15 protein-coding genes are annotated in these 15,749 nt (G+C 49.8%); 8 read left to right on the top strand and 7 right to left on the bottom strand.

The annotated features are described in order from the left end of the window. Nucleotides 1-24: 24 nt before the first annotated feature. The 6 genes from fusA to Q4488_RS02900 all read right to left on the bottom strand — a co-directional run bounded on the left by fusA (nt 25) and on the right by Q4488_RS02900 (nt 4,714). Nucleotides 25-2,109: an elongation factor G gene (gene fusA / locus Q4488_RS02875; protein ID WP_303578955.1), complete on the bottom strand. Its 2,085-nt coding sequence runs from the start codon at nt 2,107-2,109 to the stop codon at nt 25-27. 154 nt (nt 2,110-2,263) lie between these two features. Then, nucleotides 2,264-2,827, bottom strand: a complete 564-nt coding sequence (locus Q4488_RS02880) for a phosphoribosyltransferase (protein WP_303578956.1) — start codon at nt 2,825-2,827, stop codon at nt 2,264-2,266. A 177-nt stretch (nt 2,828-3,004) separates the two neighbouring features. Then, a complete protein-coding gene (locus Q4488_RS02885) occupies nt 3,005-3,445 on the bottom strand; it encodes a cytochrome c (protein WP_303578957.1) in 441 nt (146 codons plus the stop codon). After that, complete coding sequence (locus Q4488_RS02890; protein ID WP_303578958.1) at nt 3,426-3,902, bottom strand: DUF411 domain-containing protein; 477 nt, start codon at nt 3,900-3,902, stop codon at nt 3,426-3,428. The genes Q4488_RS02885 and Q4488_RS02890 overlap by 20 nt, the downstream gene beginning before the upstream one ends. Continuing rightward, entirely contained in the window at nt 3,899-4,318 is a 420-nt protein-coding gene (gene cueR, locus Q4488_RS02895) for a Cu(I)-responsive transcriptional regulator (RefSeq protein WP_303578959.1), read from the bottom strand. Before cueR ends, Q4488_RS02890 begins: the two co-directional genes overlap by 4 nt. Nucleotides 4,319-4,366: 48 nt before the next feature. After that, complete coding sequence (locus Q4488_RS02900) at nt 4,367-4,714, bottom strand: hypothetical protein (protein ID WP_303578960.1); 348 nt, start codon at nt 4,712-4,714, stop codon at nt 4,367-4,369. A 144-nt stretch (nt 4,715-4,858) separates the two neighbouring features. Here Q4488_RS02900 and Q4488_RS02905 point away from each other — a divergent pair, with 144 nt between their 5' ends. The 7 genes from Q4488_RS02905 to Q4488_RS02935 all read left to right on the top strand — a co-directional run bounded on the left by Q4488_RS02905 (nt 4,859) and on the right by Q4488_RS02935 (nt 14,299). Further along, nucleotides 4,859-7,078: a heavy metal translocating P-type ATPase gene (locus tag Q4488_RS02905; protein WP_303578961.1), complete on the top strand. Its 2,220-nt coding sequence runs from the start codon at nt 4,859-4,861 to the stop codon at nt 7,076-7,078. A gap of 169 nt (nt 7,079-7,247) precedes the next feature. Further along, a complete protein-coding gene (locus Q4488_RS02910) occupies nt 7,248-7,979 on the top strand; it encodes a glutathione peroxidase (RefSeq protein ID WP_303578962.1) in 732 nt (243 codons plus the stop codon). A gap of 140 nt (nt 7,980-8,119) precedes the next feature. Beyond that, nucleotides 8,120-9,397 carry an imelysin family protein gene (locus Q4488_RS02915; RefSeq protein WP_303578963.1) on the top strand — a complete coding sequence of 426 codons (1,278 nt, stop codon included), beginning with the start codon at nt 8,120-8,122 and terminating at the stop codon, nt 9,395-9,397. A 4-nt stretch (nt 9,398-9,401) separates the two neighbouring features. After that, nucleotides 9,402-10,892: a di-heme oxidoredictase family protein gene (locus tag Q4488_RS02920; RefSeq protein WP_303578964.1), complete on the top strand. Its 1,491-nt coding sequence runs from the start codon at nt 9,402-9,404 to the stop codon at nt 10,890-10,892. Next, nucleotides 10,889-11,980: an imelysin family protein gene (locus tag Q4488_RS02925; RefSeq protein ID WP_303578965.1), complete on the top strand. Its 1,092-nt coding sequence runs from the start codon at nt 10,889-10,891 to the stop codon at nt 11,978-11,980. The genes Q4488_RS02920 and Q4488_RS02925 overlap by 4 nt, the downstream gene beginning before the upstream one ends. Continuing rightward, entirely contained in the window at nt 11,970-13,091 is a 1,122-nt protein-coding gene (locus tag Q4488_RS02930) for a DUF1513 domain-containing protein (protein WP_303579083.1), read from the top strand. The genes Q4488_RS02925 and Q4488_RS02930 overlap by 11 nt, the downstream gene beginning before the upstream one ends. A 119-nt stretch (nt 13,092-13,210) precedes the next feature. After that, nucleotides 13,211-14,299, top strand: a complete 1,089-nt coding sequence (locus tag Q4488_RS02935) for an LbtU family siderophore porin (protein WP_303578966.1) — start codon at nt 13,211-13,213, stop codon at nt 14,297-14,299. A 71-nt stretch (nt 14,300-14,370) separates the two neighbouring features. On the opposite strand, the gene gcvA is transcribed toward Q4488_RS02935, so the two are convergent. Next, nucleotides 14,371-15,279, bottom strand: coding sequence for a transcriptional regulator GcvA (gene gcvA / locus Q4488_RS02940; protein ID WP_303578967.1), 909 nt, complete (start codon nt 15,277-15,279; stop codon nt 14,371-14,373). 194 nt (nt 15,280-15,473) lie between these two features. On the opposite strand from gcvA, the gene Q4488_RS02945 reads away from it, so the two are divergent. After that, complete coding sequence (locus Q4488_RS02945; RefSeq protein ID WP_303578968.1) at nt 15,474-15,692, top strand: RSP_7527 family protein; 219 nt, start codon at nt 15,474-15,476, stop codon at nt 15,690-15,692. Nucleotides 15,693-15,749 lie beyond the last annotated feature (57 nt).

Here is a 15,749-nt window from a genome sequence, read left to right on the forward strand (position 1 = left end):
CTTTTTATTAACGCAAGCTAACGATTACTTGTTAGCTTTACGCTCTTTTTCTTCAGCGATAACTTTCTCAGCAACCGATGCTGGGCATGCTGAGTAGTGCGCGAACTCCATAGAGAACTGACCACGACCGGAAGTCATCGTACGCAGGTGTCCGATATAACCGAACATCTCAGACAGAGGCACGTCTGCTTTAATACGTACACCGGAACCTGCCGCTTCTTGACCCGCGATCATGCCACGACGACGGTTAAGGTCACCGATAACATCACCCACGTGATCTTCAGGAGTGAACACGTCAACTTTCATGACTGGCTCAAGCAGCTGAGGACCCGCTTTAGGCATGGACTGACGGAACGCACCTTTAGATGCGATTTCAAACGCAATCGCAGAGGAGTCAACCGCGTGGAAACCACCATCGAACAGTTCAATTTCAACATCCAACACAGGGAAACCAGCCAGTGGGCCTGTTTCCATCATGCTCTTGAAGCCCTTCTCGATAGCCGGGAAGAATTCTTTCGGTACGTTACCACCGACAACGGTAGAAGAGAACGTGAAACCACTGTTCTGCTCGCCCGGCTTGATCCGGTAATCGATCTTACCGTACTGACCAGAACCACCTGACTGTTTCTTGTGCGTGTAGCTATCTTCAATCGCTTGAGTAATAGTCTCACGGTAAGCAACCTGTGGCTGACCAACAATCAGTTCAACACCGTAGGTACGCTTGAGGATGTCAACTTTGATATCTAGGTGTAGCTCACCCATACCTTTCAGGATGGTTTCACCAGAATCTTCATCGGTTTCAACCACGAAGGTAGGATCTTCTGCAACCATTTTACCAATCGCAATACCCATCTTCTCAGCGCCACCTTTATCTTTAGGTGTCACGGCGATGGAGATAACCGGCTCAGGGAAGATCATCGCTTCAAGGGTACATTCGTGCTTAGGATCACACAGCGTATGACCGGTTTGTACGTTCTTCATACCGACGATGGCGATGATGTCACCGGCTTGAGCAGAATCCAGTTCTTTACGCTCATCGGCTTCCATTTCACACATACGGCCAACACGTTCAGTTTTACCTGTGAACGAGTTAAGAATTGTGTCGCCTTTCTTCAGTTTACCCGAGTAAATACGGATAAAGGTCAGCGCACCGAAACGGTCATCCATGATTTTGAATGCCAGGGCACGGAAAGGCTCATCAGTAGAAACCGTAGCGACTTCACCGGTTGGCTCACCGAACTCATCGGTCAGATCTTGTGGAATAACGTCTGTTGGGCTCGGCAGGTAATCAACCACCGCATCCAGAATCAGCTGAATACCTTTGTTTTTGAATGCAGAACCACAGTAAGTTGGGAAGAACGCCAACTCACGAGTACCGGTACGGATGCAACGCTTGATATCTTCCATCGATGGCTCTTCGCCATCCATGTAAGCCATCATCAGATCATCGTCTTGCTCGACAGCCGTTTCGATTAACTGTTCACGGTACATCTCAACATCTTCTACCATGTCAGCAGGGATGTCTTTGATTTCGAAGTTTTCAGGCAGACCGGTGTCATCCCAAACCCACGCTTTACGCGTCAGCAGATCAACCACACCGACGAAGTCATCTTCACGGCCAATAGGCAACACCATGATCAGAGGCTTAGCCGCCAATACATTTTCAACTTGATCTACAACGCGATGGAAATCAGCACCCATACGGTCAAGCTTGTTAACGAAGATGATACGGGAAACGCCCGATTCATCCGCATAACGCCAGTTAGTTTCTGATTGAGGCTCAACACCGCCAGAACCACAGAATACGCCGATGCCGCCATCCAAAACTTTCAGAGAACGATATACTTCAACAGTGAAGTCAACGTGTCCCGGAGTATCGATAACGTTAAAACGGTGATCTTTCCAGAACGTGGTGATCGCCGCTGACTGGATAGTAATACCCCGCTCAGCTTCCTGTTCCATGAAGTCGGTAGTGGACTCACCATCGTGAACCTCACCTGTCTTATGGATTTTACCTGTCAGCTTCAGGATACGTTCGGTCGTGGTAGTTTTACCCGCGTCTACGTGGGCGAAAATACCGATATTACGGTAGTGTGATAAGTCAGACATTTCTTCACTCGAATGTTAGGGGCGTAAAATGCGCGGCATTATACCGCATTCATTGGCATTTGTAGATATTTTAAGCAAAGAAAAATCCTCGCCGTTATATCCACGCTCAGGGTTCATTTTTCGGCATTAGGAAATCCGCTATCCACTTAGGATGTCAGATTCCATACTCCTCATATATTTCTTTTAGACCCGGCTTATTAGCCAGCATCTCTTCCTTGTTTAACCCCTTAAGTTCATGGGGGAAAACCAGCCAACGGTCTGATTGATGCAGAAAATAATCGGGCTCTAGATCGGTCCGATTATTGATTGGCTTGAACCAAGGTGTTGCTATGCGAATATCATGGGGTGCATTCAAACGCGCTTTATCTTTCAACGTATCGATAACGGCTTTGATACTCAAACCGGTGTCAAACACATCATCAACAATCAATAATGAATCGGTTTGATTGACATTCCGCACAAGGTAATCCAAACCATGCACTCGCACCTCTTTCTCGCGGGTACCAATACCCGAATAAGACGATGTGCGAATAGCAATATGATCGGTTTGCACCCCAAGATTATCCAATAGTTCCTGTACTGCGATACCGACCGGCGTACCGCCGCGCCAGACACCCACAATAAAATCAGGACGGAAGCCACTATTATAGACTTCCAGCGCCAACCTGAAGGAATCTTCCAGTAGATCCTGTGCGCTCAGATATACTTTTTCAACCATCGTTCTATTCCATTACCGGCCGATACCTGGCCTCTACGGGCCCATGTATGAGACCTATGAAAGTACCGAGTTTTCGGTAAGGCCCGCTACTGTACGTATTCTGATCAATCCACGCAAGATCAACGAGCCGTTTTTATGTAAAAAGTAGGGCCATTGAGATGGCCCTGCAGAATAGCTTTACCTCAATCCACCACGATCAAGCCATGCCTGATAGGTCATTGCCGGCCATTGACTCTGGAAGAAGCTAATCAACGCTTCAATATCCGCATCTGACAGCTTGCCTTCAAAGCCGGGCATCGAACCGCCCAACGACACACCGCCTTGCTGAATAGCGCGTTTTAGACCTTTGAGAGGATGGTGCCACGCATGCCCCAAACCATTTAACGGTGGAGGCGGGTAGGCACCATCCGCACCGGGTGTCTGCCAGTTCCGTGTGCCTTCGGCGCTAGCACCATGACATTCGGCGCAATTATCGGCAAATAATGCTTTGCCATTTACGACCTGTGACGGGCTATACCAGCGTCCATCAACGGTGACTTCCGTTTCACCACAACCGGTCAACAGCGCCAGACTCAACAGCAAAGTGGCCACGGTTCTATTAGTCATCAGCATATTCATGATAACTCCCGGCCCTGTTTTGCTCATCAATAGCGTAAACCGTAAAGGCATCTTTAGGCGCTCCATCACTATCCATACCGGGACCTCCCGACGGCATTCCCGGCACTGTTAATAGGCGAATATGATTCTCCGTCGCCAGCAAACGTTTAATATCCTGTGCAGGCACATGCCCCTCAATCACCTTGCCATTCACTTCGGCGGTATGACAGGAGGCGCCATTGACGGGCACCCCTAAACGTTGTTTATGGGGAGTCACATCACTGACAACCACATCATTGACGGTAAAATTGTGCGCCTTTAAATGACTAATCCAGCCCTTGCAGCAACCACAACTGGCACTGCGATAGACGCTAATAGAATAAGACTGCTCGGTTTTATCCTTCAGCCATACCGGATCAGCCCCGTACGCATTAACAGACAATCCCAGACCAACCAAGGCCCATTGCATATAGTTCATGCTTTACCCCCACAGACAGACTCGTCCGTCATACCATTCAATTGATCCAGAATCGGGCAGTCCGCCTGTTCATCGCCACGACACTCACTGACAGCCGTTTCCAATAAAGCCCGCATCTGCTGCAATGACTCAATCTGCTGATCGATCCGCTGGATCTGCTGCTCAGCTTTCTGCTTAACGCTAGCACTGGTGCGGGTGGGATCTTGGGACAGCGCAAACAGTGCGCGACTCTCATCGAGTGAGAACCCCAAATCCCGAGATCGCTTGATAAAACGGAGCATATCCAGTTGCTGCTCACTATAGATACGATAGCCGTTCGCGGCACGCGCAGCGGGAGGAATAACCCCCTGTTGTTCGTAAAAACGGATGGTTTTGCTGGTCAGCCCAGTTGCCTCGGCTGCCTGAGAAATATTCATAATGCACTCCAACGATATTTAACCAAAAACGATTAACCTGACGGTATATCAAGCAGGTAAAAGCATCGCGCGGGGAGGATGGTAGGGCGGAGGAGAAATAGCGGAGAAGTAGACCTCTGGTGCCCAAACAGGCACCGCGGTCATACAGCGAGGTAGTTCAGTGGGCAAAACAAACACTGCGGCCGAAAATGCACCACAGCAGTGTGACAGTGGTTCACAACAGCTCTGCTCATGCATGCCACAACCTTGTTCATCGTGGCGGCCTTGCCCATCCATCTCAGTAAACATATGACAATCCGCCGATGCTTCAGCGACCATCCACACAGACGCCGTTAAGCCCGTCTGATTAAAGACCAGCACACTGAACAGCAGAATTATGAACGCTCGATAGATCATCAATACAGACCGGTGTTTATCCAGATATCATGAATTTAAAATACAGATTCGCGCGTTCTTATCAAAAATGCAACGCTTGCTTGACCTTACAGTGACTGGAAGCACTAACCTATGATGAGATAAACCCAATGATGGGAGCACCTCATGACCACCACACTGTTATTAGAGAACGTCACCTGTGCCGGGTGCGTTAAAAAAATTGAAACGGCCATCAACGCACTGCCCAACGTCGAACAAGCCAGCGTCGATTTCCCTCAGCGCCGCCTAAATGTCGAAGGCAATATCCGCGCCCCGCAACTCATCGAAGTACTGTCTGAAATCGGCTATCGAGGCCGACTCGCCAGCAATGATGCAGATGATAGAGCGCGTCAAAAAGTTCAACAAGCGGCGCAATATAAGCAGTATATCCGCAATACGCTGTTGGCATTGGGGCTCGGGGTTCCGCTAATGATCGCCGGTTTGCTAATGGATGAAATGAGTGTCCGAACACCGCAAGATCAACTGATTTGGGGCGTTGTCGGGCTATTAACACTCATGATTTTACTGTTCCCCGGCCGCCATTTCTTTACTGGCGCGTGGCTCTCCCTGAAAAACGCCTCGGCCACCATGGATAGCCTGATCGCACTAGGCACGGGTTCTGCTTGGTTATTCTCAACCGCCGTGGTGTTGCTACCCGAAATGTTTCCAGAGGGTTCACGTCACCTGTATTACGAAGCCAGTGCCATGATAATTGGTCTGATCAATTTCGGCTTAGCGATGGAAATACGCGCCCGCGGCAAAACCTCTGAAGCGGTCGAACGGCTACTCAGCCTACAGCCCAAAACGGCTCGGGTTATCCGTCACGAAAAAGAGATGGATCTACCGTTAGAACTGATTGAAAGTGGCGACCGACTGCGTATCCGTCCCGGCGAACAGATTCCCGTCGATGCCATTGTAGAGGAGGGCAGTAGCCTAATCGATGAATCCATGCTCAGTGGTGAACCGCTACCGGTCAGCAAAGTCAGCGGCGATCGGATCAGCGCCGGCACACTCAACAAATCGGGGGCATTAATCGTCATGGCAGAGAAAGTCGGCAGCGATACCGCCTTAAGCCGCATTATTGAGATGGTTAAACAGGCTCAGGCGAGTAAACCAGCAATATCTCGACTCGCAGACACCGTGGCATCGATCTTTGTGCCGGTGGTGATACTCTGTAGCCTCGCCACCGCAATTATTTGGTATATCTGGGGCCCACAACCTCCTCTAGCCTATATGTTGGTCACCTCGATGACTGTGCTCATTATCGCCTGTCCCTGTGCTTTGGGTTTGGCGACGCCGATGTCGGTCATGGTCGGGGTAGGGAAGGCCGCCGAATACGGTATTCTCATCCGCAACGGTCAGGCTCTGCAGAGCGCTTCTCAGCTGAATACTCTGGTGCTGGATAAAACCGGCACCATCACCGAAGGCTCGCCTCGCGTCACGGATATACTCAGCGATCGAAGTGATCTCTTATCACTAGCCGCATCATTAGAAGCCGCATCAGAACACCCCTTGGGCGAGGCGATCGTTCGCTATGCCAAGGCACAGCAAACCCCATTACTGCCTGTGGATAACTTTAAAGCATTCACAGGGCTCGGTGCCACCGCTGAGATCAACGGCGCGAGCATTGCCTTAGGCAACCATGCGTTTATGCTGGAACAAGCTGTTGATAACTCCTATTTTGTTACATCCGCCGAGCGTTTATCAGAGCAAGCGAAAACGCCCGTCTATGTCGCGATCGATGGTTGTATCGCGGGTATCATTGCAATTGCCGATCCCATCAGACCGGACTCTTTAAGCGCTATCACTCGACTGAAAAAAGCCGGCATAAATGTGATCATGATCACTGGGGATAACGCCAATACGGCGGTAGCCGTTGCTCGACAAGCGGGTGTGGATAACTTTATAGCCGATGTGCTGCCCTCCGATAAAGCGTTGCAACTAAAAAAATATCAACAGGCAGGTAATTGCGTCGGCATGTGTGGTGATGGTATCAACGACGCGCCGGCACTGGCGCAAGCCGATGTGGGATTTGCTATCGGCAACGGCACCGATGTCGCGATTGAGAGCGCCGACGTAGTATTGCTGCGCAACAGCCTTCACTCCGTAGCCGATGCCATTGAGTTATCCCGTGCTACCTTGACGAATATCCGTCAAAATCTATTCGGCGCTTTTATTTACAACAGCTTAGGCATTCCCATCGCCGCCGGTATTTTATTCCCTTTCAGCGGTATGCTACTCAGCCCTGTGATCGCAGGGGCCGCTATGGCCTTTTCATCGGTCACCGTGGTTAGCAATGCCAATCGATTACGACTGTTCAAACCTTCGGCGAGCAAATCAATATGACAAAAGATAACCCGTATTAAACTTATGTTATGTTCCATTATGATTCATCACAGAAACATTTTTAGTTTTTAGCTATCGTCATGCTTAAATTAATTAATTTTAACTACATAAAGCTTTTTGGCATGATGATCCTATTGAAAATAACTACTGCATTAAAGGAATCAAACCGATGCTATCCAACAAAGAAGGTCAGGCAGTCCCTCAGGTCACCTTTCACACACAGCAAAATAATCAGTGGGTTGATGTAACAACTGACGAATTATTCGCCGGTAAGAAGGTCATTCTATTTGCTCTACCCGGCGCCTTCACGCCTACCTGTTCGACCACTCACTTACCGCGCTATAACGAGTTGCTACCGGTATTTAAGCAACAGGGGGTCGACAGCATCATCTGTATCTCGGTCAACGATACCTTTGTCATGAATGCTTGGCAGGCAGATCAAGGCGCTGAAAATATTACCTTTATTCCCGACGGCAACGGCGAGTTTGCCGCCGGTATGGATATGCTGGTGGATAAAGATGATATCGGCTTTGGTAAACGCAGCTGGCGCTATTCGATGTTAGTGGTTGATGGCGTTGTCGAAAAACAGTTTATCGAACCTGACCTGCCGGGTGACCCGTTCACCGTGTCCGATGCCGATACGATGCTTAACTACATCAACCCGAATGCAGAGCAACCTAAACGGGTAAGCGTACTAACTAAGCCTGGCTGCCCACACTGTATCCGTGCGAAAAAACTGCTGCAAGAACAAGGCTTCCACTATGAAGAAGTTCAACTCGGTAGCCACGGCCTAAGCTACAGTTCACTGGCCGCGATCAGTGGTCAGGGAACTACACCGCAAGTCTTTATCGATGGCCAATGTATTGGCGGTGCCGATGAGTTAGAACAGTACTTTGCTTGATCTAACACTTCACAGCTAAAGCCGGTCTAAACCGGCTTTTTTGCGTCTTTTTTTCGTTATAGCTCGTCTAAATAAAATTCTATATTGCGAATCATTCTTATTTGCATTAGCATCTCCACATCACGTAACGGAGTAACCTTATGCAACTCAAATCTTTTATTTCTGCCACTATTCTCGCTGGGACTCTGTATTCCCCAATCGCTTTTTCCTCAGCACCGGCACCAACGGCCATTATCAATAACTATGCAAATATAGCGTTAGCGACTTATGAAGACGCGTTATTCAGTGCCCAACACCTGCAACAAAGCATCAATACTCTGTTACAAAACCCAACACCCGTTAATCTAGAGCAAGCCCGTCATGCCTGGATTGCCGCCCGCGTCCCTTATCAACAGTCGGAAGCCTTTCGCTTCGGAAACAGTATCGTCGATGACTGGGAAGGACGAGTTAATGCTTGGCCGCTCGATGAAGGTCTCATCGACTATGTCGATACCGGCAAATATGGCACCGAATCCGATGAAAACGAACAATATCGTGCTAACGTCATCGCGAATACCTCATTACGTGTCGCGGGTGTTGAAATTGATGCTACCGATATCACGCCACATTTCATCGCCGAAGTACTTCACGAGGCCGATGATATCGAAGCCAACGTAGCCAGTGGTTACCATGCGATTGAGTTTCTTTTATGGGGACAGGATCTAAACGGCACTAACTCTGGCGCAGGTAATCGTCCCGCAACAGATTTCAGCCTAGACAACTGCACCGGAGGACACTGTGATCGACGTCGTGACTACCTACAGGCCGCCACTCAGTTATTGATTACCGATCTGCAAGAGATGGTCGGCAACTGGCAAGACGATGGCGCTGCCCGTCAGGAACTCACCGCGAAAGAAGACAACGCTGCAATTGCAACGATTCTAACCGGTATCGGCAGTCTCGCTTACGGCGAACTGGCAGGGGAACGTACTAAATTAGGTTTGATGCTACACGATCCAGAAGAGGAGCATGATTGCTTTTCTGATAATACTCACTGGTCACACTTCTATGATGCCAAGGGCATTCGCAATGTTTATCAGGGTGAATATTCTCGCATCGATGGCTCTGTCGTCTCCGGCCCAAGCCTATCAGACTTTGTCGCCGCTAAAGCCGCCGTTGCCGATCAAAATATGCACAACAAGCTGATCGCCACCGAAGCCGCCGCTCAAGCGATGGTCGATGCCGCGGGCCGCGGGCAAACATTTGATGTCTTGATCGGTGAAAATAATCCACAAGGGAATCAAATCGTACAACGCTTCGTTGATTCACTGACCGATGAGACTCAAGCGATTGAAAACATTATCGCGGTGCTAGACCTCGATAATATTCAATTGGCAGGGTCTGATAGCTTGGATAGCCCAGAAAAGGTGATGGAATAAGTCCATGCGGACAGCCTTTCCTCGACGTCTAACCCTTGAGATCAGCCTCGCCATCGCGGTGCTGATCAGCGCTTGCATAGCGCTGCAGGCACGCGCTAGCGAGTCAGCTGATCATGCGACGGGTTATACCCAAGGAGAGGAACGTCCCGGAGGGGATACTAGCCATAGCAAGCCTCATGATCGCAATGCCTTTAGCCAGCCATCGGCGAACATGAGCTTCGCTAATCGTTTCAACTTCGGTCTCGGCGATAGTCTGTTCGATAAAATCTGGGTGCCATCCCCGTCATCCACCACCGCCAGTGACGGTCTTGGTCCACTCTACAATGCTCGCTCCTGTGATCAGTGTCATCAACGTGACGGGCGAGGCAAGCCGCCCAACGCCAACTGGCCGCAAGAGCAGGCGGTATCACTGTTTCTACGTCTCAGTATTCCGCCACAAAATGACTCACAGCGACAGCAGCTAGCCAGTGGTGAGCTCGGTGTGGTTGCCGAACCTACCTATGGCGAGCAACTACAAAATCGAGCCATTAACGGCCTCGATGCCGAAGGGCATATGCAGATTCGCTATAGCGAAAGCACGATCACCCTAACAGATGGCGTTTCGGTGAATCTACGCAAACCCACCTACAGCATCGATGCACTAAAATACGGTCCGCTACATCCGCAGGTGATGTTGTCACCCAGAATAGCACCACCCATGCTTGGATTAGGTCTATTAGAAGCGATTCCCGATGGTGCCATCCTCGCGCTTAGCGATCCTGATGATATCAACGATGATGGTATTTCTGGACGCCCTAACTGGGTCTGGGATGATCAGCAAAACCAACGGGTTATTGGTCGATTCGGTTGGAAAGCGGGGAGCCCAAGCGTACTACAACAAACCGTTAGCGCCTTGAGCAGTGATATCGGTATTGCCACGCCTTATCGACCATCGGCCTTCGGTGATTGCACCCTGCATCAAACCCGCTGCCTCAGCCAAGCCGATGGTATTACCCCCTTACAGGACAATAGCGAAGCGTCCGAAGAGTTGGTCAAGCAACTGATATTCTATACCCGTAACTTAGCCCCACCGATGCGGCCTGCGGCCAAACAGCCCGAGGTGTTGCAAGGAAAAGCGATTTTTCAGCGCAGTGGTTGCAGCGGCTGTCATCAACCCAGTTTTAAAACAAGCCATCGTGCTGATCTGACTGAACAATCAGCACAGCTCATCTGGCCATACACCGACCTACTATTACATGATATGGGTGAAGGCCTAGCCGATCACCGCCCCGAATATAAAGCCTCGGGGCGAGAATGGAAAACCCCGCCACTATGGGGGCTTGGTCTTACCGAAACTGTCAATGGTCATCGTTTTCTACTGCATGATGGTCGTGCCCGAACGCTACTCGAAGCGATTCTTTGGCACGGCGGTGAGGCCAGCGCCGCCCGTCAGCAGGTCATTAATTTAGCAACATCAGAGCGCAACGCGCTGATTACATTCTTGGAGTCATTATGAAACAAGCCTCATCTCCATTGTGGCCAACATTACTAGGCGCTGCAGCACTGTTGACCCTCAGTGGTGTGCTTCATGCAGCACCGTCAGAGCTGCAGTGGAAAAACCATAACCAAAGCCTCGTTAGCGAGCATATTATCCCCCGATATCAACATCTCGCGGATAGCAGTGCAGCACTCGCTAGCAGCACCGCGCAACTGTGTCAGCAGCCTGATCAAGCTCACTTAGATGCGGCGCAACAAGCGTTTCATCACACCATGGATGATTGGCAAAGTGTGCAACATATTCAATTTGGTCCAATTGAAAACCTGATGCGTAATTTCAGCATGCAGTTTTGGCCTGATAAGAAAAACCTGATCGGTAAACAGCTCAATATACTACTTGAACAACAAAACCCGGACACCTTGGAAACCGCTGCACTGTATAAGGCCAGTATCGGTGTTAAAGGGTTACCGGCGCTCGAGCGCTTGCTCTTTACCGGTCAACTCGATGAGTTAGACAACAACAGTTATCGCTGTCAACTAACTCACACGATTGCCGCCTATATCGCCGAAAACAGCGCAGCGACAGTCTCCGAATGGCAGCAAGAATATAGCGCCTCAGTGTTACAGGCCGGTAGTGAAGAAAGCTACTACGATGATCATCAAGAAGCCGCTGTCAGTATGATGAAATCGTTGGTCGAACCGGTTGAAGCCATTCGGGATCAGAAGATCCTTAGACCATTAGCGGATGCTGAGAAGGTACGCCCTCGCCGGAGCGAGTCTTGGCGCAGTGAACGCTCAGTGCGGAATATCCAACTGAATATAGTCAGCCTTCAGAACCTCTACTCGGGTAATGAAAACAGTGTTGATTTGCTGTTACGTCAACAAGGGGCTGCAGCACAAGCCGACAAAATCAGCGCCCTCTTCAATGAACTCGTGACACAAATGAAAAACGTCTCTGGGCCTTTCACCACCAGCCTATACCAACCTGAAACCGTGGTTCAGTTACAACAGATCAGCGCCGCTTTAAAACAGCTGGATCAGGAGCTGAATGCCGCCATGCAAACACTCGATATTCAACTAGGATTCAATAGCCGTGATGGAGACTAATCGTCGGCGTTTCTGCCAACTACTCGGTAGCGCGCTAGTATTACCCTCACTCTTACCAGTCTCAGCGCTGGCGGGCATTGACGCGGCAACGATAAAACCGCTGTTCGCCTCGGCGGCGAAAGATCGCTCAGGTGATTATCATCTCTATGTGATGAGCGAGCTGGGCGAGGTAATATTCGATCACCTCCTGCCGGGGCGGGCTCACCATACCGAGGCACACCCAACACAATCGCTATTGGCTTGCACCGCGCGACGCCCCGGCCGCTTTATCGATATTATCGATTATCAACAGCAACGCTTAGTGAAACGCATTTTGGCCGATGATGGTCGGCATTTCTTCGGTCACAGTATTTTTTCTGAAGATGGTCGCTGGTTAATCACCACCGAAAACGACATAAGTACTGCACAGGGCAGAGTCGTGGTTCGCTCAATGGCAGACGACTATCGCGTGATAGCCGATTACCCGAGTCACGGTATCGGCCCTCATGAGCTGGTTCAGCAGCCTAACAGTTCGGTCTTAGTCGTGGCTAACGGCGGCATACTCACGCGCCCCGATCGCGGCCGTGAAAAGCTCAATCTCGACAGCATGCAGCCCTCTCTGGTTCGCTTAGACCTCAACACCGGCGAGCGTTTAGAGCAACAGATGTTGCCCACCGAGCAGCATCAATTGAGCATCCGCCACATCGACACTAACCGACAGGGTAGCACCGTGATAGCCCTCCAGTATCAAGGTGATATTGGCCATAACCCACCCCTCGTAGCCGTTCATCAGCCCCATCAGCCACTACAACTGCTGCAAGCACCCGAGCCGATTAATATGGCGATGAAGGGCTATTGTGGTAGTGCTCGGTATGATCATAGTGGCCGTTTTGCCGCCATTTCTGCGCCGAGAGGGGATCTGATCTCATTTTGGGATATACAGGAGCAACAATTTATCTCCTCGATAAAAAGCCGAGATGGCTGCGGGCTGACGGCAACCGCCAATACCGCCGAGTTTATTATCAGTGCGGGGACTGGACGCTGCCTGAAACATAATATTCAAACCGGAAAAACCCAGCGGATGCCGCAAACACTCAAAACAGCCTGGGATAACCATCTAGCCACCGTTTAATTTTTAGCAACAACTGCGGACGTAGCCCGCCCCTTACCATACTGACCACTGCCGATAGATCTGGACTCAACCTGTCTGTCGGCGGCTGGGCTTTTTGCACCCTAAATAAAGGTAATAGCATGAAAAAAACACTACTGGTCTCTCTCATGGCGGCTTCCATCAGCGTCGCTCCCTCTGTTTACGCAAACGATCTACCAACAGAGCTTAGCGCGCTCAAGCAACGTATTGCTCAGCTTGAATCTCAACTCAGCAACACCATGGCGGAACAAGCCTCGGTTAAAAAATCCGTAGCACAAGCCAGCGTCAGCCCAATAACCATCAGTGGTAGTGCAGAATTCCTTGCGACAGACTCTAAATTGGCAGACGACAGCCGTGAAAGCGATTTAGATGTCGATAGTGTCGAATTAACCGTTGAAGCCGCTGTGAATGAATACATGGCGCTATCCACCACGCTGAAATACGAAGATGACGGCGAAGATCAGGATTTTTTTGTCGATGAAGCGATCGTCTCTATCAGCGCTGAAGGCAACCCTTGGTCACTGATTGCAGGTCGTACCGCGGTACCCTTCGCGGTCATTAACGGTAATGCTTGGTCAGATCCACTCACAGACGACCTAACTGATAACACCGATGACCTGCTCTTTATCGGCTTCGATCAGGGTATATTCAGTGCCGGAAGCTATCTGTTTAAAGGACAGAGTGATGAAAGTAACGTCGATAACTTAGGCCTTAACGCCGCCCTAGCATTCGACAACGGTTTTGTCATGGGTGTTGGCTACCTTAATAATATCCGTAATACCGATCCATTCCAGGCCGATAGCCTAACTGATGATGAAAAGGTAAGCGCTGCACGGATCAACCTAAGCTATGAACTCAATGCGTTAGCACTGTCCGCTGAATACCTAAAAACCGACAGCTTTGAAGAGCTAGCAGGGCGCCCACAAGTCACGGCTTGGCACCTCAGCGCAGATTACGCAACCAATGTATTTGGCGCACCTGGTAACCTATCACTGGGCTACAGTAAAACAGACGATGCCGAACTATTAACCGATGGTGGTGACAATCTATTTGCTGAATCACGCGTCAGCTTAGGCGCTTCCCGTGAGCTGCACGAAAATGCTGAACTGATTGTCGAGCTGGTTAGAGAAGAAGATTATGCCGGTGATGAAACCGACACTCTTAACCTAGTGCTATCCACCAGCTTCTAATCCCTCAACGAGACACTGACTCAATTAACGACAGCCCGACAACCTTGTCGGGCTGTTAAGTCGAACGTTATTTAAAACTCGTCTTCCGTCAACTCCATCACTTCTAACAACCATTCCCTAAACATCCGCATCCCATAGGTCAATTGACGATCTTTAGGGTATACCAAATAAAACGCACGGCCTGTTAATAGCTCAATATCCACCGGCACGACCAGCTGCCCATACTGCAACTCTCGCGTAATCAGTGCCTTATCCGATAAGGCAATCCCCAATCCTTCCAGCGCCGCACCGAGGGCCAACTGCGTACTCGAAAACGATAGCCCTTTCTCTTCACCTGTCATCGAGACACCCGCCTTCTGCAATAAGCGCTGCCACTCATTGCGTCGGCTAGTCACATGAATCAACGTCTGCTTTTTTAAATCGGCAATGGTCTCAATCTGATGCTCTTCCTGCTTACGCGGACTACAGACCGGCACCACGACCGAACGATGCACCAGATGAACTTCAATCTCATCATCATCCGGAGGATCACCAAAATAGACCGCCATATCGAGATCGGTATGATCAAAATCGATGCGGTTGACTGCTCCCGTGCTCAACCGCAGCTCGACGTCCGGATAAAGCGCCTGAAAATCTTTGATCCGCGGCATCAGCCACCGGCTTAAAAACGCCGGCGGGGCTTCAAAGGTCAATGAGCTAGTATTGGGGGCAGATATTAAGCGACGCGTAGCGGCATCCAACTCATCCAACGCATGAGAGACCGCCACTAAATATTTCTCGCCCGCCACGGTAATCTGTACCTGACGCTTTTCACGCTGAAACAGCTTCAGCCCGAGAAACTCCTCGAGCGATTTTATCTGATGACTGACAGCAGAAGGCGTGACAAACAGCTCATCCGCAGCCTTATTAAAGCTGCCTAACCGAGCGGCAGACTCAAAACTACGTAAAGCATTCAAAGGGGGTAAGCGTCTGATAAGCACCTCAATAGGTGAAATTAATTCACACTTAAGCTGAAAAACTGTCGTTTGTTATTTAAACACCACTACCTTAGTATAACTATCAATGCAGCGATGATCCAACCGCAATACAAGACATATAGCGAATATGAAACGAAACAACCTCATATTCAACGATATTCGGAACTGGACAGTCGAGTCACCAAGGTGACACTTTAATGAATTATATTGGTGATAATATGAATACTAACGAACATACTTTCAAAGTCGACAGCCTAGGTCACGTTGACACAGCATACTACATCGCGCAAGGCCGCGAAGCTCGCAACGAATATGTTGCTGAGCGTTTCGACGCTTTAAAGGTTTGGCTGAAAAGCTTAAAGCCACAGCGTCAGCAAAAGAGTTTTAACAGCACTCGTTCATTCGGGACCGTCTAGGTCTAAACGAGACTCCTTTGGGGCCACTTTATGTGGCCTTTTTTTATGCCTGTCAAA

This window comes from Amphritea sp. 1_MG-2023, from assembly GCF_030547545.1.
In the GTDB taxonomy this organism is placed as follows: Bacteria; Pseudomonadota; Gammaproteobacteria; order Pseudomonadales; family Balneatricaceae; genus Amphritea.

What these genes read in the sequence shown, in the direction of transcription:
- Q4488_RS02915 (WP_303578963.1), top strand. Translation starts at nt 8,120, where the DNA reads ATGCAACTCAAATCTTTTATTTCTGCCACTATTCTCGCTGGGACTCTG.
- Q4488_RS02905 (WP_303578961.1), top strand. Translation starts at nt 4,859, where the DNA reads ATGACCACCACACTGTTATTAGAGAACGTCACCTGTGCCGGGTGCGTT.
- Q4488_RS02880 (WP_303578956.1), bottom strand. Translation starts at nt 2,827, where the DNA reads ATGGTTGAAAAAGTATATCTGAGCGCACAGGATCTACTGGAAGATTCC.
- fusA (WP_303578955.1), bottom strand. Translation starts at nt 2,109, where the DNA reads ATGTCTGACTTATCACACTACCGTAATATCGGTATTTTCGCCCACGTA.
- Q4488_RS02925 (WP_303578965.1), top strand. Translation starts at nt 10,889, where the DNA reads ATGAAACAAGCCTCATCTCCATTGTGGCCAACATTACTAGGCGCTGCA.
- Q4488_RS02885 (WP_303578957.1), bottom strand. Translation starts at nt 3,445, where the DNA reads ATGAATATGCTGATGACTAATAGAACCGTGGCCACTTTGCTGTTGAGT.
- cueR (WP_303578959.1), bottom strand. Translation starts at nt 4,318, where the DNA reads ATGAATATTTCTCAGGCAGCCGAGGCAACTGGGCTGACCAGCAAAACC.
- Q4488_RS02900 (WP_303578960.1), bottom strand. Translation starts at nt 4,714, where the DNA reads ATGATCTATCGAGCGTTCATAATTCTGCTGTTCAGTGTGCTGGTCTTT.
- Q4488_RS02920 (WP_303578964.1), top strand. Translation starts at nt 9,402, where the DNA reads ATGCGGACAGCCTTTCCTCGACGTCTAACCCTTGAGATCAGCCTCGCC.
- Q4488_RS02945 (WP_303578968.1), top strand. Translation starts at nt 15,474, where the DNA reads ATGAATTATATTGGTGATAATATGAATACTAACGAACATACTTTCAAA.
- Q4488_RS02935 (WP_303578966.1), top strand. Translation starts at nt 13,211, where the DNA reads ATGAAAAAAACACTACTGGTCTCTCTCATGGCGGCTTCCATCAGCGTC.
- Q4488_RS02910 (WP_303578962.1), top strand. Translation starts at nt 7,248, where the DNA reads ATGCTATCCAACAAAGAAGGTCAGGCAGTCCCTCAGGTCACCTTTCAC.
- Q4488_RS02930 (WP_303579083.1), top strand. Translation starts at nt 11,970, where the DNA reads ATGGAGACTAATCGTCGGCGTTTCTGCCAACTACTCGGTAGCGCGCTA.
- Q4488_RS02890 (WP_303578958.1), bottom strand. Translation starts at nt 3,902, where the DNA reads ATGAACTATATGCAATGGGCCTTGGTTGGTCTGGGATTGTCTGTTAAT.